This window comes from Bosea vestrisii (genome assembly GCF_030144325.1).
GTDB classification, from domain to species: Bacteria; Pseudomonadota; Alphaproteobacteria; order Rhizobiales; family Beijerinckiaceae; genus Allobosea; species Allobosea vestrisii_A.
In genome coordinates this window covers 1,420,494-1,442,142 of the sequence record NZ_CP126307.1, presented here as the reverse complement: position 1 = coordinate 1,442,142, position 21,649 = coordinate 1,420,494, and the positions used below count along the sequence as shown (strand labels likewise).

The window sequence follows — 21,649 nt, the reverse complement described above, 5'->3', positions numbered from 1 at the left end:
CTCACATCCCCATGATTCGGGCGAGCCGGGAATAGCCGTCGGCAAGGCCGGTCGCCTCGTCCTTGGCCTGCTTCAGGAAGGCTTCGAGCTCGGGATTGAGCCGGATCGCCTCGTCGACCTCGGCGGAGGCGCCCTGGCGATAGGCGCCGAGCCGAATCAGCTCTTCCATGTCGGCATAGGTCGCGAGCGTGGCGCGGGCCTTCTGCACGACCGGATAATAGAGCGGGTCGCAGGAGCGCGGCATGGTGCGCGACACCGATTTCAGGATATTGACCGCCGGGTAGCGGCCGCGCTCGGCGATGGAGCGCTCCATCACGATATGGCCGTCGAGGATGCCGCGCACGGCATCGGCGACGGGCTCGTCATGGTCGCCGCCGTCGACCAGCACGGTGAAGAGACCGGTGATCGCACCGTCGCCGGTGCCAGGGCCGGCGCGTTCGAGCAGGCGCGGCAGTTCGGCGAAGACGGTCGGGGTATAGCCTTTGGTCGTAGGCGGCTCGCCGGCTGCGAGGCCGATCTCGCGCATCGCCATGGCGAAACGCGTGACCGAATCCATCAGGCACATCACCTGCAGGCCCTGATCGCGGAAGAATTCGGCGAGCGTCAGCGTCGTCAGCGCCGCCTGCTTGCGCATCAATGCCGGCTCGTCCGAGGTCGCGACCACGACGATCGAGCGAGCAAGGCCATCCGGCCCGAGATCGTCCTGGAGGAATTCCTGAACCTCGCGGCCCCGTTCGCCGACGAGGCCGATGATGTTGACGTCGGCCCTCGCATAGCGCGCCAGCATCGAGAGGAGCACCGATTTGCCGACGCCGGAGCCGGCGAAGATGCCCATGCGCTGGCCGAGGCAGCAGGTGAGGAAGGCATTGAGGGCGCGCACGCCGAGATCGAGCGGCCCGCCGACGCGCCTTCGGGCATGGGCTGACGGTGGATCGTTGCGGAAGGGTATGGTGTGCTCGCCCTGCGGCAGCGGCGGGCCGCCATCGACGGGCCGGCCGAGCGCATCGACGACGCGGCCGAGCCAGGCGGGAGTCGGGCGCAGGCCGGCGACGGTGCGGTCGACATAGGCCGGGCAGCCGCGGCGAACACCGTCGAGCCCGCCATAGGGCATGACCAGTGCCTTCTCGCCGGAAAAACCGATGACCTCACAGGGAACACGGACGCCAGGCGCGATCTCGATGCCGACTCGGCCGCCAAGGCTCATCGCGCTGATCGGCCCGGAGACCTCGACGAGCAGGCCGCGCACGGCGGTGACGCGACCATAGACCGAGGTGGCCTCGAGCTCGCCGATCATCGCGGCGAGTGTGGATAACCGATCCTGGCCTGTCGAAGTGCCGCTCATGGACCCTGCCGTAAACCTTTCATTAAGCTGAGTGATTAACACTGCGTTTCGAAGCTGCGTCGGAGAGTTAAGCGTTTTGCGCCTGATTCCTCGACGCGAGCTTACGCGAAAGGTGCTTTCGCGGCTGAAGCGCGTACGATCCGTGTCAAATTCGACTCACCTCGACAAGGATCGTCAACCTTTCGCCAAGAAGCGCTTGCGCCAGGGAATCAGGGTTTGTTAACCATTTCCCCGTAGCGTGTCGCGTGGCGTTTCATCGGGCAAGCGTTCGTCTCCAGGACCACGAGGGTTTTGGGGGAATGAACGGGATCGCTGCCTCGGGGCGAAATTGGGGACGTGACATGCGGGTTCTGCTGATCGAAGACGATAGCGCGACCGCTCAAAGCATCGAGCTGATGCTGAAGTCCGAGAGCTTCAACGTCTACACGACCGATCTCGGCGAAGAGGGCGTCGATCTCGGCAAGCTCTACGACTACGACATCATCCTGCTCGACCTGAACCTGCCCGACATGTCGGGTTACGAGGTGCTGCGCTCCCTGCGCGTCGCCAAGGTCAAGACGCCGATCCTGATTCTCTCCGGTCTCGCCGGGATCGAGGACAAGGTGAAGGGTCTCGGCTTCGGGGCCGACGACTATCTGACCAAGCCATTCCACAAGGACGAACTGGTCGCCCGCATCCACGCCATCGTGCGCCGCTCGAAGGGCCACGCCCAGTCGGTGATCACAACCGGCGACCTTGTCGTCAACCTCGACACCAAGACGGTCGAAGTGGATGCAGCCCGGGTGCACCTGACCGGCAAGGAATACCAGATGCTGGAGCTGCTCTCGCTCCGCAAGGGCACGACGCTCACCAAGGAAATGTTCCTGAACCACCTTTATGGCGGCATGGACGAGCCCGAGCTCAAGATCATCGACGTCTTCATCTGCAAGCTGCGCAAGAAGCTCGCCAACGCCTCCGACGGCAAGAACTACATCGAGACGGTCTGGGGCCGCGGCTACGTGCTGCGCGAGCCGACCGAGGTCGAAGAACGCATTCCGGCCTGAAGCTCGTCATCCCGGCGTCATCGTGGACGCCCAAGAGTTAGATCGCCTGATCGTCGGATGTACACGACAGGTGAACGGGGACCCCGCCGCGAGGCGGGGTTTTTGTTTGTCGGCGAGATCAGCCCTCGTCGAACACCGGGACGATCGCCCAGCGATCAGGTCCGGGCGGTCTTGAGCGGGGAAGCGCGCTGCCGCGCTCTGCCGCAGCGGCAAAGCCCGGCCGTCGCGCCTGTGCGGTCGAAGCGGCGTCGCGGTAGACACCGCGGTATTGCGGGTCCGGCACCAGCGTCGTGGTGATGCCGATGACGGTTTCTGCCGCGCCGAGGAGGAAGGCGCCGTTTTGCGCGAGCCGTGCAGCGAGCGCGGCCATCACGCGCGCCTTCGTCGGGACGTCGAAATATATCAGCACGTTGCGGCAGAAGATGACGTCGAACTGGCCGAATTGGTGATTCGGCTCCAGGAGGTTGTGCTGCTTGAGTTCAACCCGGTCACGGATGCGCTCGGACAGACGCCATTTGTCGCCCTCCTGCCGGAAATGCTTGAGCAGGAGCTGGATCGGCAAGCCGCGCTGCACCTCGAACTGGCTGTAAAGCCCTTGGCGCGCCCGCTCGAGGACATCGGCGGAAATGTCCGTGCCGACGATCTCGACCGTCCACCCGACGAGGCGGTCCGCTACCTCGTCGAGCAGCATGGCGAGCGAATAGGCTTCCTGCCCGGTCGAGACCGCGGCGCACCAGATGCGCAGCGTCCGGCTCTGCGCATTACTGGCGAGCTTCTCGGGCAGGATGACATCGCGGAACAGGTCGAAGGGCGTGCGGTCGCGGAAAAACAGCGTCTCATTGGTCGTCATAGCGTCGACGACTGCGGCTTCGAGTTCGGAAGCGGGGCAGATGCGCAACTGCGCCACCAGGGCCGGTATCCCTGCGATTCCGCGCCGCCGGCAGAGCATGCCGAGCCGGCTCTCGACGAGATAGCGCTTTTCCGTGCTGAGAAAGAGGCCTGAACGCCGTTGCAGGAGCACGCGCAAGAAATCGAAATCCAGCTCAGTCATGCGGGATGGCTCCCACAGACGAGTGCCCGGATCGCCGGGCCGATATTGCCGAGCGGCAGGACTGCGCTCGCTTGCCTGGCGCGTACGACCGAGCCCGGCATGCCCCAGACCGTGCTCGAGGCCTCGTCCTGGGCGATGACCGCGGCGCCCGTACGCCGCAAAGCAGTCGCTCCTTCGGTGCCGTCGCTGCCCATGCCGGTCATGACGAGGCCGAGCGCGGCCGGGCCGAGATGGCGCGCGGCTTCATTGAACAGGACATCCACAGCCGGCCGGCAGAAATGCACCGGCGGGCCGTCGCTGATGCTGGCGACGATATGGCCGAGCTTCCGTTCTATGCCGAGATGGCGCCCCCCGGCGCGACGTAGATTGTGCCACGGGCGAGCCGCTCGCCGTCATGTGGCTCGCGTGCCGGCAGCCCAAGCTGCGCAGAAATCTGCTCGGCGAAAGAGGCGGTGAAGAGCGGCGGCATATGCTGGACGACCAGTATGGCCAGGCTGGCTGCCGCGTCGCCGAGATCGCCGAGGACGCGCGCGACGGCACGCGGCCCGCCGGTCGAGGCGCCGATCACCAAATAGCGCGGCATCGCCGACACCAGCGGGCGCAGGTCGACGATGCCGCTCGGCGGCGAGGTCGCATGGTTCGCCTCGGCGCCACCGTCGCCGTGACGCAACCGGGTCTGTGCAATGCTTCCCAGCTTGCTCAAAAGCTCGCTGCGGAAACCCAGCGACAGCGTCAGGCCGCTGCGACTGTCCGGCTTGGGCAGGACGTCGACGGCGCCCATGCTCATGCATTGCAGCGCGAGTTTCGCATTGCGCTCGGTGAGCGTGGTCGTCAGCAGGATAGCGGTTCTGGGACTCTGCTTGACGATTATGGGCAAGGCCTCGACGCCGTCCAGCACGGGCATGTCGAGATCGAGCACCATGATATCGGGGTGATGGCGCTCGGCATGCTCGATTGCCGCTTCCCCGTCGCCTGCGACGCCGACGACATGGAAGCGACCGCTTTCGCCGAGCCAGCGCGCGAACAGCCCACGCACGACCATCGAGTCATCGGCGATCACGACCGTGCTCGGACGCACACGGGCCTGGTCGGCGAGATTCGGCAACGTGATCATCGCGCAAAATCAAGAAGTTGAGCAGGCTCCGACCGCAAAAGTGGGATCCACTTTTGCGGAACATGCTGTGGTGCAGCCGACGTGCAGGGATGTCGCATGTCGTGCGGCTTTTAGAGCAGGCCGACCTGATGGAATTTCGAGGCCACGATCTCCTTGTCGAACGGCTTCATGATGTACTCGTCGGCGCCTGCATGCATGGCGCGGGCGATGTGGGCGATGTCGTTCTCGGTGGTGCAGAACACGACCTTGGGCCGTTTGCCGCCAGGCATCTGCCGGAGATTCCGCAGGAAGTCGTAGCCGTCCATGACCGGCATGTTCCAGTCGAGCAGGATGGCGTCCGGCATCTCGCCCTTGCAGGCGTCGATCGCGCGCGCGCCGTCCTCGGCTTCGGCGATGCGGAACTGCAGCCCTTCCAGGATGCGGCGGGCAACCTTGCGGATGACGGCGGAGTCATCGACGACGAGGCAGTATTTCATGGCGTGGCTCCAGGCAGCGGCGATGCCGTCAGGCGGCGACCGGCAGTTCGATATTGAGGACGGCGTCGACGTCGATCACGACCAGGAGGCGATCGTCGAGACGGTGAACACCCTTGGCGAGGGCAGCCCAGGCGCGATCGAGATGGATCGGAACGAGCTCGAAGGTCGTGCGGCTGAGGCGCATCACCTCGCCGACCGTGTCGACGATGAGCGCGAAGGCCTCGCCGCCCTGATCAATGCCGACGGCGGTCAGTTCGCTCTTGTCGGCGCCGCCCGGCGCGGCGTCTGCGTGACCCATCCGACGGCGCATGCAGATCGCGGTGACGACGCGCCCGCGCAGATTGATGAGGCCGACGATCTCGCTCGGCGCCAGCGGCACCGGCGTGATGCGGGTGGCGATGAAGACGTCCTGGACGCGCGCGATCGGCAGGCCGAGCAGCTGTCCACCGACCGTGACGGTGACGTAGTCGAGCGAATCCTCGAAAGCCGCCAGGCCGGGTTCGATAGCGTCGCTTGCGCTGGTCATGCGGCTTGCCTCAGCTTCGGCCGGCATTCTGCGAGTTCCGCAATCAGCGCGCGCCGATCGAATTTGGCGACAACTTCGTCGAATTGCGCCTGCGCGGCCATGACATGGAGTTCGGGGGTCGGCAGACTTGCGAGCCCGATGATGCGCAGACCGGTATGCCGACCTTCGGCGCGCAGGCGCGCGGCGAGTGCGAATGCGGCCTCGGCGTTACGGTCGAGATCGATCACGACGGCGTTCAACTCGGTGCCGCCTGAGGCGAGGCCGGCCGCCATGCCGAGGTCGGCTGCGTGAATCACATGCAGGCCGGCGGCCTTCAGTATGGGGGCGAGCATCTCGCGCAGAAACTCGGAGGGCTCGACCAGCAGGACGCGTGCTCCACCCGGCTCGCTCCGGCGCACATGCAACCAATTGGGGTTGGCCTTGGGAAGGTAATGGGCCAGGTCGAGGATCTCGGTCGCGCGGCCTCTGACGATCGCCGAGCCAAGCAAACCCTGCTCGGGCATGGCCAGCATCTCGATGTCGAGCACTTCATCGACGATGTCGACGATGGCATCGACTGCCAGCGCCATGCTGAAGTCGCCTTCCGAGAAGATCACCAGCGGCTGCAGGCCGGTCTGCCGGAGTTGAACCTCTTCGACGGGGACGACCGGCATCAGCCTGCCGCGATAGTTGAGCAGCGTACGCCCGCCGCCGCTCTCGAACAGGCCAGCATCGACCTCCTCAAGTCGTGTGACCAGGGACAGCGGGACGGCCTTCAGCCTATCCTTGCCGGTGCGGAAGACCAGCATCGTGGTACGCTCCAGGGGGAGGACGGCTTCGGCGGAGATGTCCGAGCCAGCTTCATCCTGAGGCGCCGTCACGCCGACCAGGCGCGCCACGCCATTGGGATCGACGATCAGCACGACGGCACCGTCGCCGAGAATGGTGTTGCCCGAAAAGAGCGGGATATGGCGCAGCCGCGTCGACATCGGTTTGACGACGATTTCCTCGGTGTGGAACACGGATTCCACGAGAATGCCGAACTGGCGCTCACCGACTTGCGTCACGACGATGAAGCCGTCGTCGATGGCCGCGTCGCTCGCCTTGTCCATCACCCCGGCGAGGGCGATGATCGGCAGCAACCGCTCGCGCAGTCGCAGCACGGGCGCGTTGTTGATGCGTTCGATGCTGTGTTCGCCGCCGGCCTTGACGCGCACCAGTTCGCGCACAACCACCTGCGGGATGGCGAAGCGCTGGCCAGCGGTCGCGACGATCAGAGCCGAGACGATCGCCAGCGTCAGCGGGATCTTGATCGTTATGGTGGTGCCTGCGCCAGCGATGCTGGTGACGTCGATCATGCCGCCGATCGCATCGACATTGACCTTGACCACGTCCATCCCGACGCCGCGTCCGGAAATGGCGGAGACGGTATCGGAGGTCGAGAAGCCCGGATGGAAGATGAAGCGCAGGACCTGCGTTTCGCTCAGCCGTTCTGCCTCCGCCTCACCGACCAATCCCCGCTGCACCGCCTTGCGGCGGATCCGGGCGGTGTCCATGCCGCGGCCATCATCGGTGATCGCGATCGTGACCGAGCCGCCTTCGTGATAGGCCGACACACGGATCGTGCCCATTTCGGGCTTGCCGAGCGCGGCGCGCTCCTGTGGTTCCTCGATCGCATGGTCGGCGCAGTTGCGGACCATATGGATGAGGGGGTCCTTGATCAGTTCGAGGATTTGCCGGTCGAGCTCGGTGTCGGCCCCTTCCGTCACCAGCTCGATCTTCTTGCCGAGATCGGTGGAGAGATCGCGGACGATGCGCGGCAGCTTCGACCAGGCATTGCCGATCGGCTGCATGCGCGTCTTCATCACGCCGTCCTGCAACTCGGCGGTGATGAGCGAGAGCCGCTGCAGCGGTCCTTTCAAGCCGGCATCCTCCTGCCGGCGGGCGATCTCGAGCAGTTGGTTGCGGGTCAGCACCAGCTCCGAGACCATGGTCATCAGATGCTCGAGCGTGTCGACATTGACGCGCAACGTCGCCGGCCCAGCTGCCCTTGCGTCCCGGGCAGCATCGCCATGAGCCTGTCCGGGCTGGTCGAGCGGGCTCGGCGCTGCGCGGAAGACAAGGTCCATCTCGTCCATCGCCGCAGCGGGCGGGGGCGTAGGCTCTGCCGGGCGAGTCCCAGCAGTGCGGGCGAGATAGGCTGCAACCGGATCGAGCGGCTGTGTCTGCCGGACGGCCAGTTCCTGCTTCGCCCGCTGGGCGAGGGCGCGCAATTCGTCGATCAACTGGCCGTCATGGCCTGGCGGCTCCTGCCCCTTCTCGGTGAGCTCGGCCATGATCTCCTTGATCCGGTCGATGGTCTCGAGGATTGCGGTGACCGCGGTCGAGGAGACGCTCGCGCCGTCGCGGAACTGACCGATGACGGATTCGGCCGCGTGCGTCAGCGCTTCGAGCCGCGGCAGCCCAATGAAGCCACAGGTGCCTTTGACCGTGTGAACGAGCCGGAAGATGTTGCGCAGGATATCCCCGTTATTGGGCTCCTGCTCGAAGCGGACGAGCTCCCGATCGACCATATCGAGATGCTCGCCGGTCTCGCCGAGAAACTCTTGCAGCAACTCGTCCATGCACGGACTGCTCACTTACATCACGGATTTGCTCCGGATAGTGCGGTGCAAGGGTTTATGATCAGTTGAGAGCGAGCGGAAACCGCACAATATTACATTAGCCAAAAGCTGTTTTTCTGGCGCTCAGGCCGCTTCCGCATTGATGCTGACGGTATCGCCGTCGATCGCGAAGGCGATCTTCATCCCGGCGGCGCGGGCGACCAGGCCGGTATAAAGTGGCTGGACCGCATGAGCGTCGATGACGCCGCTTTCGGAGCGCCCGGCAATCAACTCCTCGACATGGGCGGGAATGCGCGCATGCGAGCCCGTCGCGGTGATGGCGAAGCTACCCTGCTCGCCGGTGACGGTGGCTCGGGACGTGATCTTGCCGCCGCGCGGGATCGCCTGCGTCGCCAGAACAAGCAGGTTGAGCACCAGCTTGACCTGATTCTTCGGCAGGAGGGCACGCGGCGCCTCCCAGTCGAGCGACAGTTTCTCGTCGTTGAGAAAGCCGTTGGCGACGGCGCCGGCATCGCCGAGATCGATCATCGCGCCGGCCGAGCCGGCCGCGCCGAAGGCGAGCCGCGCGAATTGCAGGCGGGCGGAGGCATTGCGCGCGCTCTTCTTGATCAGGTCGAGCGCGAAATCCTTCATCGAGGGGTCGTCTTCCTCGAGCACTTCGAGCGCGTTGACGATCGCGCCGACCGGACTGATCACATCATGGCAAACGCGGCTGCAAAGAAGCGCGGCCAGATCGAGCGGCTCGAGCGAGATGGCGGTCATGATCCGGTCCTGCGATCAAGAGAATCAGGGCGGTACGCGCCCAATGTGATGGTGCAGCATGCGCTACGCTGGTTTGCAGCTGGTTAACCATAGCCGCGAGAGTATCACGGTCGGAACGTCCCGCTCCGGCATGCCGGCGCAAGATGGCTGCCAGAAGGCGAGCCGGCTTTTTCTTTAGTACGCCATGCACTATCTAGCAGAACGAGACCGCCGGAGGCGCCGCCCGGCATTCGCACTGCATGGCATACGGCGCCGGCGAGACTGGTTCGGGACATGACCATCGCTCACGACGATCCTCGTCTGACCGACCGGGACGGGCTTGCACGCTCGCTCGGCGAGGCGGCGCGGCGCACGGCTGCGGTCTTGCTGGCGAAGCGGGCGGCGCGCGATGTCAGGCTCAAGGCGGACGGCTCGCCGGTCTGCTCTGCCGACCTCGCTGCGGATTTCGCCGCGAAGCAGGCGCTGGCCGAGTTGCTGCCCGGCTTTCCGGTGGTCAGCGAGGAAAGCGTCGGCGAAGTGGCGCCAGCTTCGGTCTTCATTCTTTTAGATCCGCTCGATGGCACGCGTGAGTTCCTGGCCTCCGGCGACAGCTATTGCGTCGCCATCGCCGTGATCCACGATGGGCGGCCGCTCGCCGGGGCGATCGCCGCCCCGGCCATAGGCCGGCTCTGGTATGGTGGAGACCGGAGCTTCGCGCAGGCATTGGACGCAGACGCGGCGCCGCTGGGCGCAGCGTGCGAAGTCCATGTCCGCACGGAGCCGACAGACGGGCCGCGGATGCTGGTGAGCCGCTTCCACGGAGATACGGTCAGTGCCGGGGTTGCGACTGCGCTCGCGAAGGGGGAGGGCGCGCCGGTGTCTTCGGCCGTGAAGTTCGGGCTTATCGCCAGCGGCGAGGCCGACCTGCATGTGCGCGGCGGCACCACGATGGAATGGGACATCGCCGCCGGCGATGCGATCCTTGCGGCTGCCGGCGGTGTGCTTTTGACCCTCGACGGCGAAAAGCCTGTTTACGGCAATGCCGATCGCGATTTCCGCAATCCGCCTTTCGTCGCTGCGAGCTGTGAGAGACTGGCTAGGCTCGCGATCGAGAAGGCGGCGACCTGCCGCTGCTGAACCGGCCCTTGCACGCCTTCAGCGTGCGATCAATGTGGTCACCGCTGACCAGCGTTCCTGGGCTTTCACCCGCAACGTCGCCTCGGCGAGGAAGCGCTGGCGATTCTCGTCGCTGCGGAAGAAATAGAGACGTGATCCGATAACGGCGAAACGGCGCGGGTCGGCATCGACCGCGCGTCCTTCCGCGACACCGCTGGCATCAAAGCCGCCGAAGCGTGGGGTATAGACCTCCGGCGCTTCCCGAAAGGCGTCCCGATTGGCGGCGCTCGCGAAGCGCCAGACCGTTCCGTCGGAGATCAGTTCGTAATCGGGTAGCCCCGGCACTGCGGCGTCGTTCAGGAAATAGGCGACGGGATCGAAGCCGGAGAGCGCAAAGCCCGAACGATTGTCGCGCTGCATGCTCTCGCCGAGGCTAGGCATTTGCGGCAGGCCCGGGGGCAGGGCTGACGCCCGACTCGCTACGGCCGCGAACGGAAGCGCACAGCTTAATCCGATGCCGGCGAGCACAATCCCGGCATGCCTTGCTGCGGCCTTCATCGACACCAATCCTTGGCTCAAGTCGCGTCACGGCGCGTTCTGCGCCGCAGTTCACCGCTTGGATACACATACAGCGTATCCAGGAGGTTACCGTGGTCACGAGGATTCGCACGACCCACCGTCGACGCCACCCGGCAGGAGGCCGAATGCCCATGCCCGGCGCTTGCCTGGAGACGATGAGATGAACCATACCCGCCGCACCCTGTTCGCCAGCGCGCTGCTGCTCGGCGCAGGCCTGGCCGCCGGTCCCGCCGCCGCGCAGCAGAACGAGCGCTCCTTTTCACAGAACGAGCTGGTTACCTCCGGCCATCAGTTCTTCGGCAATGTCTCGCGCGGTCTTGCCCTGACGATCGAGGAGGCGGTGCGTCGCTGGGGCGAGCCGAACGGCTATGTCCTCGGCCAGGAAGCGTCCGGTGCTTTCGTCGGTGGGCTGCGTTTTGGCGAGGGCACGCTGTTCACCCGTAATGCGGGCGACCGCAAGGTGTACTGGCAAGGCCCCTCCGTCGGCTTCGATTTCGGCGGCGACGGCGCCCGCACCATGATGCTGATCTACAATCTGCCGAGCGTGGGCGCGCTCTATCAGCGTTTCGGCGGAGTCGACGGTTCGGTCTATTTCGTCGGCGGCTTCGGCTTCACCGCGCTGACGGCCGGAGGCGTGACGGTCGTGCCGATCCGGACCGGTGTCGGCTGGCGGCTTGGCGTCAACCTCGGCTATCTGAAGTTCACGCCGCAGGCGACCTGGAACCCGTTCTGATCTGATAATTCGGCGCCGCTGGTCTTATCTTGCAAGGCATGGCAGCCTGACATCGGGCTGATCGCAGACACGGGAGCCGTTCCGCCTTGATTGAAGCCGTCATGCTCGTTGCGCTCGGCTTTCTGTCGGCTAGCCTGCTCGCCCTCACGGCGCTGCCGGCTCTGAGCCGCCGGGCCGACCGGCTGGCGCGGCGGCGAGCCGAGGCCGCGTTTCCGCTGTCGCTCGCCGAAATCGCTGCAGACCGCGACCATTTGCGCGCAGAGCAGGCGATCCGCGAGCGGGCGCTGGAGCAGAGGGCCGAGAGTGGCTTTGCCGCGAAGGCCGGCGCGATGAGCGAGCTCGGCCGGCGCGACATGACGATAAGCCGGCTCGAAACCGACCTGATCGAGCGACGGCAGAAGATCGCTGACCTCGAAACGGAGCTGCGGCAGGCGACGCAGGAACTCGCGGAGACACGCGAGGCGCTGGCCGGGGAGAGCACCGGGCATCAGACGACGCAGGCGACGCTTTCGACCCGCATCGCTGATCTTGCTGCCATCGAGGCGCAGCTTTCCGAGACCCGCCAGGCGCTCAGCGGCAGCTCTGCCGATCTGGCGGCGCGCAACCAGGACCTCGCCGAGCTGCGGGCGCTTCACACCCAGCTCGAAACCACGCTCGCCGAACGCGACCAGGCGCTCACGGTGCTGCGCGGCGAAACCGACGGCCAACGGGTCGCACTGATCGAGGCAGGCACATTGCGGCTGACGCTGGACGCTGAGCGGGACGACCTGTCGGCGCGGTTGACGATGGCCGAGTCGGCGCTCGCCGAAGCGCGCGCGAGCCACTCTGCCATGAAGCTGGACCGCGACAGCGAGAGGCTACGCGCTGACGCTCTTTCGACGCGCGCGACCGAGGCCGAGGCAGCGACGCGAGCTGCCGATGCGAGCGCCGTCAAGCTCGGCGCTGAGATCGCACGACAGGAGGCGGCCGTGACGCAGGCATCCGTGGAGCACGCCGAGGCGCTGGCCCAGATCAAGGTGCTGGAAGACAAGATCGAAGCCGCCGTTGCGGCCGAAGCCCGCTTGAAGGGACAGCTGGCCAGCGATGCGGCGGCTCACCGCGACGCCTTGCGCGAACGAGACGAGACGGTCGAAGCGCTCCATGCCGAGCTGGGCACCGTCCAGGGCGCCCGCGATCAGGCGCGGACCGACCGGGCCGGCCTCAAGCGTGAGCTTGCGGCCTTGCGCAAGCAGAGCGGTGGCAAGGTGCCCGGTGAAGCGGCCTTGCGTCAGGAGATCGTTCGGCTGGCCGATGCTCTGCTGGTTGCATCGGAAAGCCGCGAGGCGGCGGAATAGGCGCCTGCCCGGCAGGGCCTTTCCAGTTTTGCCGAACATGTTCTAGGGAGGACCGGGTCGCGCTTGCGGCCGGCGGTTTCGGTTGGGATGATGACGGACATCGTTTGTATCGGCGAGCCTCTCGGCGAGTTCAACGCGACGCGGGGCGAGACCGGCGCCTATCGCTTCGGCCAAGGCGGCGACACCTCCAACTGCGCGATCGCGGCGGCGCGGCAGGGGGCAAAGGTCGCCTATATCGGCGCGTTGGGCGATGACGAGCCGGGCCGTTCCTTCCGGACGCTGTGGGCTGAAGAAGGTGTCGACGACACCCATGTCTCGACGCATCCCTCGGCGTCGACCGGGCTTTATTTCGTTTCCCATGGGCCGCAGGGCCACGTCTTCTCCTATGTGCGTGCCGGCTCGGCTGCTGCCCTCTATGGCCCGGCGCAATTGCCTAGGGATCTTATCGCTTCGGCCAAGGTGATCCAGGCTTCCGGCATCAGCCAGGCGATCTCGGCGAGCGCCTGCGATGCGGTGTTCGAGGCTTTCGCGACGGCGCGCGAGAACGGCGTGCTGACAGCCTACGATACCAATCTCAGGCTGAAGCTCTGGCCGCTGACACGGGCGCGGGCGATCATCCATGCCGCCTGCGGGATGGCCGACATCGTCTTGCCGGGCGACGGCGACGCCAAGCTGCTGACTGGGCTGGAACAGCCCGACGCGATCGTCGATTTCTACCTCAAGCTTGGCGCCAGGGTCGTGGCGCTGACGCTCGGCCATGAGGGCTCGCTGGTGGCGACGCCTTCCAGCCGCCAGCGCTTCGTGCCGATCAAGGTCGACGCGATCGACGCGACCGGCGCCGGCGATTGCTATGATGGCGCTTTCCTCGCCGAATACATCCGCACCGGCGACGCCTTCGCGGCCGGCGCCTATGCCAATGTCGCGGCGGCACTGTCGACGCAAGGGTACGGCGCTGTAGCGCCGCTGCCGCGCCGGGCCGAGGTCGAGGCGCGGATCGCGCAGGAAATGGCTAGCCGAGCATGAGCGTTCCAGTCCTGATCGAAGCGGGCGCGCTACTCGCTCGCTATGATGTGCTGATCAGCGATGTCTGGGGCGTCGTGCATGACGGTGTGCTGGCGCTCGGGCCGGCCTGCGATGCCCTGATGCGCTATCGCGAAGGCGGCGGCACGGTGGTGCTGCTCTCGAACGCGCCGGGGCCCTCGGCGCAGATCGCCGGCGTGCTCGACGAAAAGCGCGTGCCGCGCGCCGCCTGGGATCGGCTGGTGACCTCGGGCGACGTGACGCGGGCACTGATCGCAGAGACGCATCTGCGCAAGGCCTACCATATAGGCTGGCATGAGGACCGTGCGGTGTTCGAAGGCTTCGACATCGAGCTCGTCGGCGAGGCCGAGGCCGAGTTCGTCGTCGCGACCGAGCTCAACGATTATCGCCGTGAACAGCCCGAACAGTACCGGCCGCTGCTGTCGCGTTTTGCCGAGCGCGAACTGCCCTTCATCTGCGGTAACCCCGACCTCGTCGTCCATGTCGGCCATGACCTCCTGCCCTGCGCTGGGGCGCTGGCGACGATCTACGAGGAGCTCGGCGGCCACGTCGCCTGGGCCGGCAAACCACATCGCCCGGCCTATGATCTTGCGCTCGCAGCGGCCCGTGAGGCGCGCGGCGGCCGGGATGTCGGCCCCGCCCGCGTGCTGGTGATCGGCGATGCGGTGCGCACCGATTTGGCCGGCGCCAAGATGATGGGCTTCGACAGCCTGTTCATCGCCGGCGGCATCCATCGCGACGAGACGATCCGGGATGGCTCCGTCGTTCCCGACGGGCTCGCGCGGGTGCTGGCGGCGCACCGGCCGCTGCCGGTCGCGGCGATGGCGGCGCTGGGCTGATCAGACCGGCGGCGGGTTCGCCTTGCGGATCCGCTCGCCAATCGCGTGATAGAGCCCGTCGAGCGGGCGGAAGACGAAGCGGATCGTCGAGCGGCCGGGCGGTACCTGCACGGCGCGGAAGATGACGTTGGCGCGCAGGAGTTCGGCCGGCTTGCCGTCGACCTCGACCTGCCACCAGGGCTGCCAGACATCGTTCAGCACGACGAAGCCGCCACGTGGCGCGTCGGCGTCGAGCAGCACCTCGGTCGTGCCGTAATTGCGGATGCGGACGCTTCCTGCCTGGGCCGGGCCGGTCGGCAAAGGCGGCGGCGCCTTGTCGAGCAGGACGGTGCGGCGCGGATCGAAGCCGGCGGGCCATTGCCCGTTCTTCAGGATGGCGCCGAAATCGGCGGCTTGCGCTTCCGTGACGAGGAGCACGCGCGGCAAGGCGCGCGGGTTCTCGTAGACATAGGCGTCTTTGGTGCGCGCGATCTGAACGAGGTCGCCGGGCTTGAGCTTCTTGTCGATCTCTTCGACAGGAACGCCGGTCGCGATGAAGCGCAACCCCAGCATGTCGGCGAGCAGGGAGCGGTAGGATGGCATCAACGCCGAGAAGGTGCGCTGGTCGGGCAAGGCGACATGGTCGCCGGCGCCGGTCGCCTGGCTATAGAGACCGAGCCGCAGCGGGTTGTAGCCCAGCGTGTTGTCGAGCCCGTGCACCAGGCTGGCATTGGGCCAGTGGAAGTTGATGCCGGCGAGCTCGATGCGGTCGCGCCGGTCCGGGCCGGCGGTGCGGGCCGTCTCGCGCTTGAGCAGGGCGATCGTCTCGTTGGTGCTGTCGGCGCGCAGCACCTCGTAGTGCTCGGCCGGCAGCGCGGTCGACTCGCTCGGGCCGTTGTTGACCGAGAGATCGACGACCATGGCGATGGCGAGAATGATCGTCGCGGCCATGCCGGCGCCCTGCAGAGCGAGCCCGCGCGCCGCGACCAGCGCACCCGCGACCAGCATCAGGCAGAGCGCCGCCGTGACTAGTGGCACGAAGGCGACATGCAGGCGGCCGACCGTCCAGGCTAGCCAGATCGCGAGACTAAAAGCCGCCAGTAGCAGCAGGATTTCGAGCGCGATCTGCCAGCGGCGCGGCCGCGGCGCGGTATCGGTTAGGACGAGATGGGTCAGGTAGCCGCCAAGGATCGAGAGCAGCGCGCCGAGGATGAACAGCGCATCGGCCGGACGGCGATAGAAATCGATGCCGGGCAAATGGAAAAGCAGGGCAAAGCCCGGCGTATAGCGACCAAGCGCAAAGACCAGCACGATCAGCGCGGCGGCGCTCAAAGCGACGATCTCTCGACGCAGCAAGGCGCCGCGGACGATGCCGACACCGACGACGAGCAGGATCGGCAACAGGCCGAGATAGAGCTCGCCCATATTGCGCGCGAGGTAGAGATCGAGTGAGCCGAAGCGCTTCTCCCATGCCGGGCTGGGCGGCCCCCAGAAATTCTCCAGCGGCCCGGAGGCACCGTAGAGATTGGCGATCAATCCGGTCAGCAGCGAGCCGGGATTCAGCGAGCCCTTGCCGGCCCCGGCGAGATCGATCACCGGCCGGTTGGATTCCTCTGCCAGGACGGCGGTGAGCAGGATCGGCACCGTCGCGACGATGATGGCGCCGAGCACGCCGAGCAGCAGCGGCATGAGGCTCGCCCGCAGCGCCGCGAGCGGCTTGTCGGCCATGGCGATGGCGGCGAGCACCAGCCCGGCGAGGACATAGACGCCAAGCAGCGCGACCTGGTCACGCCCGAGCACCATGAAGCCGGCGGCAAGGCCCGCCGCGAAACCGTAGCGCCAGGAGCTGCGTTCGAGCGCACGGGAGAGCAGCAGCAACGTCACCGCGAAATAGGACAGGCTCAACACCTGGCCGACATGCTGGATGCGCCAGGCGGCGGCGGCGCCGAACGCGAAGGAGAGGGCGCAGACGACTGCGCCGGCCGGATGCCAGCCGCGATCGCGGAAGAGCAGGACAAGGCAGAGTGCGCCGACGAGCAGCGAGCCGAGCAGGGCGCCGTCGCTCCAGCGGAAATCCGGCGTCGGATTGAGCAGGGCGATCAGGAAGAAGGGCGGCGAGAAGATCAGCGATTGCGGATCGGCGACCTGCGGCGAGCCGGCGAAGACGAAAGGCGTCCAGAACGGCGACAGGCCCTTGTGCAGGGCGCTGGCGAGGAATTGCAGCTGCGGATGGAAATGCGCCTTGGCATCCCAGGGGATGGTCACGGCGCCGGAGAGCCAGGGCCAGGACAGAGCGAGCCAGCCGGCGCAAACGAGCAGCATCACCCTGGCGGTCGGCCAGGGTGCGGGTGGCGGTTCGGTGTTTAGGCGGTCCCGATCGGGCATGGTGGCTTCCTGCCCCAGGCCCGGCGCGGGATCAATGCCGGCTCCAATCAATCCTTCGGAGCGGCACGCGCCATCAGCGCATCCATGTCGATGAAGTGGCCGGCGCGGTCACGCTTGGAGGCGAGATAGCGGACATTGTGGACGTTCGGGCGGCCGAGCACGCGCTGCGTCGCGGCGACTTCGAGCCCTGCGGCCTTGATCGCCCCGACCTTGAGCGGGTTGTTGGTCAGCGCCGTGACGCTGGAGACGCCGAGCTGCTTCAGCATCGCGGCGGCAAAGTCGAAATGCCGCTGGTCGAGATCGAAACCGAGCACCTCGTCGGCGTCGTAGGTGTCCCAGCCCTGGCTCTGCAGCTTGTAGGCGCGCATCTTGTTGGAGATGCCGTTGCCGCGGCCTTCCTGATCGAGATAGAGCAGGATGCCGCCCTCGTTCTCAGCCATCCACTGCACGGTCTCGCGCAACTGGTCACCGCAATCGCATTTCAGCGAACCGAACAGGTCGCCGGTCAGGCAGGCCGAGTGCAGCCGCACGGGCACGGCAGTCGAGAGGTCCGGCTTGCCGACGATGATCGCGACCTGATCGCGCAGGCCTTCGCCGCCGCGGAAGACGACGAATTCGGTATCGGGCGCTCCCTCCAGCGGCACCGGCGCACGGCCGACGATGGAGAGGCGCGCGACCTGAGCGGCGCGATAGCCGTTGACGGCTTCGGTGGTGACCTCGATCAGCGGCTCGCCGGCGATCTGCGCAGCCGAAACCGGGACGAGGATCACTGCCGGCAGCACCAGTGCGAGGCGGGCGAGTTCGAGTGCGGCATTGTCAAGCACATTGGCGGGCCCGACCGGCGCATCGACGCGGGCGTCGAGCTTCAGCGCAAGGGTCTCGACGCGGGGAAGATCGATCACCGGCATGGCAAGGATGCCGGTCTCGGTGCGGCCTTTGGCGCCCAGACGACGCAGACGCGCGGCGCTCATCACGAGGCGGGCATTGCCAGCGGAGAGGTCGTCGAGACGGGCGGCAAAGTCGGTCTCTGCGAGCTCGGCCGACAAGGCCAGCGCCAGCTCCTCGCCATGGCGCAGCAGCACCGGGCGAGCGGCGCGGAACTCGGCGAGAGCGCGGTCTACGGTGACCAGATCGGTTTCACCCGGCCGGCCGAAAAGCGTACGCGACTGAGGCATCGGAAGGTCCGTCAGATTGCGCCCGAAAGCGGCGGAGGAAGTATGCTTGCTACGCGCGTATCGCTCGGACGGATGCATCCGATGCAATATCGCGTTCGTACAACGTGCCCGTTTCTGCGTGGTTCCCAAGACAGTGCCTGCAATCCACCTGATCGCCAGCGGATTGCAGACTGGCCTATAAAAGCGCGAGATTGAACACCAGATGAATAGTCCCAGCAGGGGCCGAATATGGCGATCGGGAGCGTCGAAGGGAAATGACGCAGCGACATGACGAGGTGACGGCCGGAGCGGGACACGCCGCCGTCTACAGCGCGATGGCGCGGCGGCTGCATTGGATCACGGCCGCGGCGGTGTTCGTAATGGTGCCGCTGGGACTCGCCATGACCTATCGCGGCAACACGCTCGATATCTGGGACGGCGTGACCGACGCGCTCTATTCGACTCACAAGCTCCTCGGCTTCCTGGTGCTCTGGCTCAGCGCCGGCCGGCTGATCTACCGGCTGATGCACGGCGCACCGCCCGACGAGCCGACACTGGAGTGGTGGCAGAAGGCCGCCTCACATCTCGTGCATTGGGCGCTCTATGGCCTGCTGCTGATCGTGCCGCTCCTCGGCTGGATCGGTATCTCGCTGTTCCCGTCGCTGACGGTGTTTGGCCTCTTCGACTTGCCGGCGCTGGCGCCGCCCAATGAAGACGCCGCCAAGCGCGTGCTCTTCGTCCATGGCTGGCTCGCCATCCTGCTGGCGCTGCTGGTCTGCGGGCATATCGCGGCCGCGCTATTCCATCATGTCATCCGCAAGGACGGGGTGCTGCGCCGGATGCTGCCCGGGCTGAAATAGCGCTACCATTCCGCCGGCAGCGCCGTCCCGTCGATGATCTCGGCGAGCCGGCGGCGAGTGCCCGGCGTCGTCTTGTCAGGCAGGGCCGAAAGCGGGAAGAAGCGCGCTTCGGCAATCTCGTGATCCGACTCTTTCGGCGCGCTCTGCGTGAAGGCGCGGACGATGAAGACGGCGACATGATCGCGGTCGGAGGCATGGCGGTTTAAGAAGACACCGTGCAGCACGGCCGGAGCGGTCAGTGCGATGTTCGCTTCCTCGCGCAGCTCCTTGGCGACCGCGTCGGCCAGCGTCTCGTTTGGTTCGACGCCGCCACCGGGCAGGTGCCAGCCGGGGGGTGTAGGTGTGGCGCACCAGCAGGACCTCGCCGGCCTCGCTCAACACGGCGGCGCGCACACCGAGCGTCATGCCGCGGCGCAGGCGGAAATAGAGATGCAGGCCGCGGCCGGCCAATCGCCGGAGCCCTCGCGGCACCCGCTCTATTCCCGCCGCGCCGGAGCGCGGCCCGGACCCATCATCATTGCTCACGATTTGGGCAGATCCCAGTGCCGGGGTTAATTCTTCATGCGTCACATGCATATCAGAACTCTATTTCGCCTCTCGATATAACACAAACGCGCCTTATATGAGGGTTACAAACTTCGCATCACCGCTGGGGAATTGTCATGCTTCTCGCCTTCATCACTGCCCGTCTGAACGCCAAGCCCCGCTTCGTCTGGAAGCCGGCGGTCACCCTGACCGATCCGCGCATCGTCTCGGAGCTGATGGGTTCGGCCAACTGAGCCTTTTCAGGCTGCGTCATCTTCGCCCGCCGCCGCCGTCGCGCTTGACGCGGCGCGGGCGTTGAAGGCAAGCGCTGGAGCGTGTTCACGCTCGCGCATCTCTCCGACCCGCATCTTGGGCCGCTGACCAAGTTCTCGCTGCGCGAGCTGATCGGCAAGCGCGCGACCGGATATGTCAACTGGCGACGCAAGCGCCGCCATGCTCATGACATGGAGATTCTCGGGCTGATCGTCGCCGACATCCTGGCGCAGAAGCCCGACCATATCGCCTGCACCGGCGATGTTTCCCATATCGGCCTGCCGACCGAGTTCAAGACGGCGCTCTCCTTCCTCGATACGCTCGGCCCACGCGATACTGTCAGCTTCGTGCCGGGCAATCACGATTGCTATGCCCGCTCGTCGCTGTCGGCGTTGGCGCGCGAGCTCGCGCCCTGGTGCGCCAGCGACGGCGGCGAGGCCGGTTATCCCTGGTATCGCAAGCGAGGGCCGGTCGCGCTGATCGGAATGAACACCGGCATCCCGACCATGCCGCTGATGGCGACCGGACGGGTCGGCTCGGCCCAGATCGCCGCGACGGAGAAGCTGCTGGCACGGGCCAAGGCCGAAGGGCTGATCCGCGTCGTGCTGATCCACCATCCGCCCTATGTCGGCGGCGCGCGGCGCACGCGTGAACTGATCGACGCCGATGCCTTCGAGGCGATGCTGCGCCGGGCCGGGGCCGAGCTCGTCCTGCACGGCCACAACCATCGCTTCTCGCTGGCGTGGCGGCCGGGGCTCGATCACGACGTACCGATCGTTGGCGTGCCCTCGGCCTCGATCGGCCTGCGCGGCGGCGATAGTGAGCTTGCCTGCTGGCATCTCCTGCGCATCGAGGGGCCGCCGGCGGCCCCTCATATCAGCCTGGAGCGCCGTGCCTTCGATCTCGACGGCACGGTCAAGCTGCTGCAGTTGATGCCGCTTACGGGCGGGGGGATGGTCTAGCCGTCATTCTCGGGCGGAGCGAAGCGCAGACCCGAGAATCTCTGGAGGAGAGGGGCCGGGAGGAGCCCCCTCCTGCCTGAGATGCTCGGGTCAAGCCCGAGCTGACGCTTGTTCGAGCCGTCAGACGCAGCGGCCGCCGTCGACCGCCAGCACCGAGCCGGTCACCATCTCCGACTCGTCCGAGCACAGGAACAGCGCCGCATTGGCGATGTCCTGCGGCGTCGAGAAGCGGCCCCAGGGAATCGTCGCGGTGAAGGCCTTGCGTTTCTCCGGCGTGTCCTCGCCCATGAAGGTCGCAAGCAGCGGCGTCTCGCCAGCGACCGGGGCGATGGCATTGACGCGGATGCGGTCAGGCGCGAGCTCGACCGCCATCGACTTCGAGAGCAGGTTCGCAGCGCCCTTCGAGCCGTTGTACCAGGTCAGACCGGGACGGGGGCGGACGCCCGCGGTCGAGCCGATATTGAGGATGACGCCGCCGCCATGCTCGCGGAAATGCGGCACGGTGGCCTTGGCCATCAGGTAGATCGACTTGACGTTGACGTCGAAGACGCGGTCGAACTCGGCCTCGCTGACATCGAGCATCGGCTGGTTGCGATGGCTGATGCCGGCATTGTTGACGACGATGTCGAGGCGGCCGAAACGGGCGATCACCTTCGCCACGGCGCTGTCGACGCTTTTGCCCTTGCCGACGTCGCAGGCGACCGCGAAGGCCTTGCGGCCGATCGCCTTCGCCGCTTCCTTCGCCTTGTCGCCATTGATGTCGAGCACGGCGACGCGGGCGCCCTCGCGTACGAAGGTCTCGGCGATGCCGAGGCCGAATCCTTGCGCCGCGCCGGTGATCAGCGCGGTCTTGCCCTTCAGTCTCATGGTGTTCCCTCGGATGCTTTGTGCCGAGTGACTGTGGGGCGATTTGGCGGCCGAGATAAATACGCTTTCGCGATTGGGCGGATAGCAGAATTGTATGGGCGGCAGC

19 protein-coding genes and 1 pseudogene are annotated in these 21,649 nt (G+C 66.5%); 8 read left to right on the top strand and 12 right to left on the bottom strand.

The window, feature by feature from the left end; genetic code table 11:
* Position 1: 1 nt before the first annotated feature.
* Complete coding sequence (gene fliI, locus QO058_RS07135) at positions 2-1,342, bottom strand: flagellar protein export ATPase FliI (protein WP_284171324.1); 1,341 nt, start codon at positions 1,340-1,342, stop codon at positions 2-4.
* Positions 1,343-1,683: 341 nt separating this feature from the next.
* Between fliI and ctrA the strand changes: the two genes are divergently transcribed.
* Positions 1,684-2,385, top strand: coding sequence for a response regulator transcription factor CtrA (ctrA, locus tag QO058_RS07130; RefSeq protein WP_114829414.1), 702 nt, complete (start codon positions 1,684-1,686; stop codon positions 2,383-2,385).
* A gap of 118 nt (positions 2,386-2,503) precedes the next feature.
* Here the strand turns inward: ctrA and QO058_RS07125 are convergent, their stop codons facing one another.
* From QO058_RS07125 to chpT, 6 genes and pseudogenes are all read right to left on the bottom strand, one after another.
* Positions 2,504-3,436, bottom strand: coding sequence for a CheR family methyltransferase (locus tag QO058_RS07125; protein ID WP_284171322.1), 933 nt, complete (start codon positions 3,434-3,436; stop codon positions 2,504-2,506).
* Positions 3,433-4,478, bottom strand: a pseudogene (gene cheB, locus QO058_RS07120) (chemotaxis-specific protein-glutamate methyltransferase CheB). Before cheB ends, QO058_RS07125 begins: the two are co-directional and overlap by 4 nt.
* Positions 4,479-4,660: 182 nt before the next feature.
* A complete protein-coding gene (locus QO058_RS07115) occupies positions 4,661-5,026 on the bottom strand; it encodes a response regulator (RefSeq protein WP_110488743.1) in 366 nt (121 codons plus the stop codon).
* Between the two features lie 28 nt (positions 5,027-5,054).
* Positions 5,055-5,552: a chemotaxis protein CheW gene (locus QO058_RS07110; RefSeq protein WP_284171321.1), complete on the bottom strand. Its 498-nt coding sequence runs from the start codon at positions 5,550-5,552 to the stop codon at positions 5,055-5,057.
* On the bottom strand, positions 5,549-8,155 hold the full coding sequence (locus QO058_RS07105; protein WP_284171320.1) for a hybrid sensor histidine kinase/response regulator: 2,607 nt from the start codon (positions 8,153-8,155) through the stop codon (positions 5,549-5,551). Before QO058_RS07105 ends, QO058_RS07110 begins: the two co-directional genes overlap by 4 nt.
* Before the next feature lie 123 nt (positions 8,156-8,278).
* Positions 8,279-8,917 (bottom strand): histidine phosphotransferase ChpT, encoded by a 639-nt coding sequence (gene chpT, locus QO058_RS07100; RefSeq protein ID WP_284171319.1) that lies wholly within the window; start codon positions 8,915-8,917, stop codon positions 8,279-8,281.
* Between the two features lie 273 nt (positions 8,918-9,190).
* Here chpT and QO058_RS07095 point away from each other — a divergent pair, with 273 nt between their 5' ends.
* Positions 9,191-10,033 carry a 3'(2'),5'-bisphosphate nucleotidase CysQ family protein gene (locus tag QO058_RS07095; RefSeq protein WP_284171318.1) on the top strand — a complete coding sequence of 281 codons (843 nt, stop codon included), beginning with the start codon at positions 9,191-9,193 and terminating at the stop codon, positions 10,031-10,033.
* Positions 10,034-10,051: 18 nt separating this feature from the next.
* On the opposite strand, the gene QO058_RS07090 is transcribed toward QO058_RS07095, so the two are convergent.
* Positions 10,052-10,540, bottom strand: a complete 489-nt coding sequence (locus tag QO058_RS07090; RefSeq protein ID WP_284171316.1) for a YHS domain-containing (seleno)protein — start codon at positions 10,538-10,540, stop codon at positions 10,052-10,054.
* A 211-nt stretch (positions 10,541-10,751) separates the two neighbouring features.
* Here QO058_RS07090 and QO058_RS07085 point away from each other — a divergent pair, with 211 nt between their 5' ends.
* The 4 genes from QO058_RS07085 to QO058_RS07070 all read left to right on the top strand — a co-directional run bounded on the left by QO058_RS07085 (position 10,752) and on the right by QO058_RS07070 (position 14,538).
* Positions 10,752-11,324 carry a DUF1134 domain-containing protein gene (locus tag QO058_RS07085; protein ID WP_284171315.1) on the top strand — a complete coding sequence of 191 codons (573 nt, stop codon included), beginning with the start codon at positions 10,752-10,754 and terminating at the stop codon, positions 11,322-11,324.
* An 86-nt stretch (positions 11,325-11,410) separates the two neighbouring features.
* A complete protein-coding gene (locus QO058_RS07080) occupies positions 11,411-12,658 on the top strand; it encodes a coiled-coil domain-containing protein (protein WP_284171314.1) in 1,248 nt (415 codons plus the stop codon).
* 90 nt (positions 12,659-12,748) lie between these two features.
* Complete coding sequence (locus tag QO058_RS07075) at positions 12,749-13,681, top strand: sugar kinase (RefSeq protein WP_284171313.1); 933 nt, start codon at positions 12,749-12,751, stop codon at positions 13,679-13,681.
* Positions 13,678-14,538 (top strand): TIGR01459 family HAD-type hydrolase, encoded by an 861-nt coding sequence (locus QO058_RS07070; RefSeq protein WP_284171311.1) that lies wholly within the window; start codon positions 13,678-13,680, stop codon positions 14,536-14,538. The genes QO058_RS07075 and QO058_RS07070 overlap by 4 nt, the downstream gene beginning before the upstream one ends.
* Here QO058_RS07070 and QO058_RS07065 read toward each other — a convergent pair whose 3' ends face one another.
* Both QO058_RS07065 and ribA read right to left on the bottom strand, forming a co-directional pair.
* Positions 14,539-16,902, bottom strand: coding sequence for a glycosyltransferase family protein (locus tag QO058_RS07065; protein ID WP_284171310.1), 2,364 nt, complete (start codon positions 16,900-16,902; stop codon positions 14,539-14,541).
* Positions 16,903-16,949: 47 nt separating this feature from the next.
* Entirely contained in the window at positions 16,950-18,077 is a 1,128-nt protein-coding gene (gene ribA / locus QO058_RS07060) for a GTP cyclohydrolase II RibA (RefSeq protein WP_284171309.1), read from the bottom strand.
* 254 nt (positions 18,078-18,331) lie between these two features.
* Here ribA and QO058_RS07055 point away from each other — a divergent pair, with 254 nt between their 5' ends.
* Positions 18,332-18,916 carry a cytochrome b gene (locus QO058_RS07055; protein WP_284171307.1) on the top strand — a complete coding sequence of 195 codons (585 nt, stop codon included), beginning with the start codon at positions 18,332-18,334 and terminating at the stop codon, positions 18,914-18,916.
* Positions 18,917-18,918: 2 nt separating this feature from the next.
* Here the strand turns inward: QO058_RS07055 and QO058_RS31025 are convergent, their stop codons facing one another.
* Positions 18,919-19,203, bottom strand: coding sequence for an NUDIX domain-containing protein (locus QO058_RS31025; protein ID WP_347976539.1), 285 nt, complete (start codon positions 19,201-19,203; stop codon positions 18,919-18,921).
* A gap of 573 nt (positions 19,204-19,776) precedes the next feature.
* On the opposite strand from QO058_RS31025, the gene QO058_RS07045 reads away from it, so the two are divergent.
* Positions 19,777-20,676 carry a metallophosphoesterase family protein gene (locus tag QO058_RS07045; protein WP_284171306.1) on the top strand — a complete coding sequence of 300 codons (900 nt, stop codon included), beginning with the start codon at positions 19,777-19,779 and terminating at the stop codon, positions 20,674-20,676.
* A gap of 120 nt (positions 20,677-20,796) precedes the next feature.
* Here QO058_RS07045 and QO058_RS07040 read toward each other — a convergent pair whose 3' ends face one another.
* Positions 20,797-21,543, bottom strand: a complete 747-nt coding sequence (locus QO058_RS07040; protein WP_284171304.1) for a glucose 1-dehydrogenase — start codon at positions 21,541-21,543, stop codon at positions 20,797-20,799.
* Between the last annotated feature and the right edge of the window lie 106 nt (positions 21,544-21,649).

Excerpts from the sequence above, each read along its gene's own strand:
- QO058_RS07105 (WP_284171320.1), bottom strand. The coding sequence starts at position 8,155 with ATGGACGAGTTGCTGCAAGAGTTTCTCGGCGAGACCGGCGAGCATCTC.
- QO058_RS07115 (WP_110488743.1), bottom strand. The coding sequence starts at position 5,026 with ATGAAATACTGCCTCGTCGTCGATGACTCCGCCGTCATCCGCAAGGTT.
- QO058_RS07125 (WP_284171322.1), bottom strand. The coding sequence starts at position 3,436 with ATGACTGAGCTGGATTTCGATTTCTTGCGCGTGCTCCTGCAACGGCGT.
- QO058_RS07095 (WP_284171318.1), top strand. The coding sequence starts at position 9,191 with ATGACCATCGCTCACGACGATCCTCGTCTGACCGACCGGGACGGGCTT.
- chpT (WP_284171319.1), bottom strand. The coding sequence starts at position 8,917 with ATGACCGCCATCTCGCTCGAGCCGCTCGATCTGGCCGCGCTTCTTTGC.
- fliI (WP_284171324.1), bottom strand. The coding sequence starts at position 1,342 with ATGAGCGGCACTTCGACAGGCCAGGATCGGTTATCCACACTCGCCGCG.
- QO058_RS07070 (WP_284171311.1), top strand. The coding sequence starts at position 13,678 with ATGAGCGTTCCAGTCCTGATCGAAGCGGGCGCGCTACTCGCTCGCTAT.
- ribA (WP_284171309.1), bottom strand. The coding sequence starts at position 18,077 with ATGCCTCAGTCGCGTACGCTTTTCGGCCGGCCGGGTGAAACCGATCTG.
- QO058_RS07075 (WP_284171313.1), top strand. The coding sequence starts at position 12,749 with ATGACGGACATCGTTTGTATCGGCGAGCCTCTCGGCGAGTTCAACGCG.
- QO058_RS07065 (WP_284171310.1), bottom strand. The coding sequence starts at position 16,902 with ATGCCCGATCGGGACCGCCTAAACACCGAACCGCCACCCGCACCCTGG.
- QO058_RS07055 (WP_284171307.1), top strand. The coding sequence starts at position 18,332 with ATGACGCAGCGACATGACGAGGTGACGGCCGGAGCGGGACACGCCGCC.
- ctrA (WP_114829414.1), top strand. The coding sequence starts at position 1,684 with ATGCGGGTTCTGCTGATCGAAGACGATAGCGCGACCGCTCAAAGCATC.
- QO058_RS07110 (WP_284171321.1), bottom strand. The coding sequence starts at position 5,552 with ATGACCAGCGCAAGCGACGCTATCGAACCCGGCCTGGCGGCTTTCGAG.
- QO058_RS07085 (WP_284171315.1), top strand. The coding sequence starts at position 10,752 with ATGAACCATACCCGCCGCACCCTGTTCGCCAGCGCGCTGCTGCTCGGC.
- QO058_RS07040 (WP_284171304.1), bottom strand. The coding sequence starts at position 21,543 with ATGAGACTGAAGGGCAAGACCGCGCTGATCACCGGCGCGGCGCAAGGA.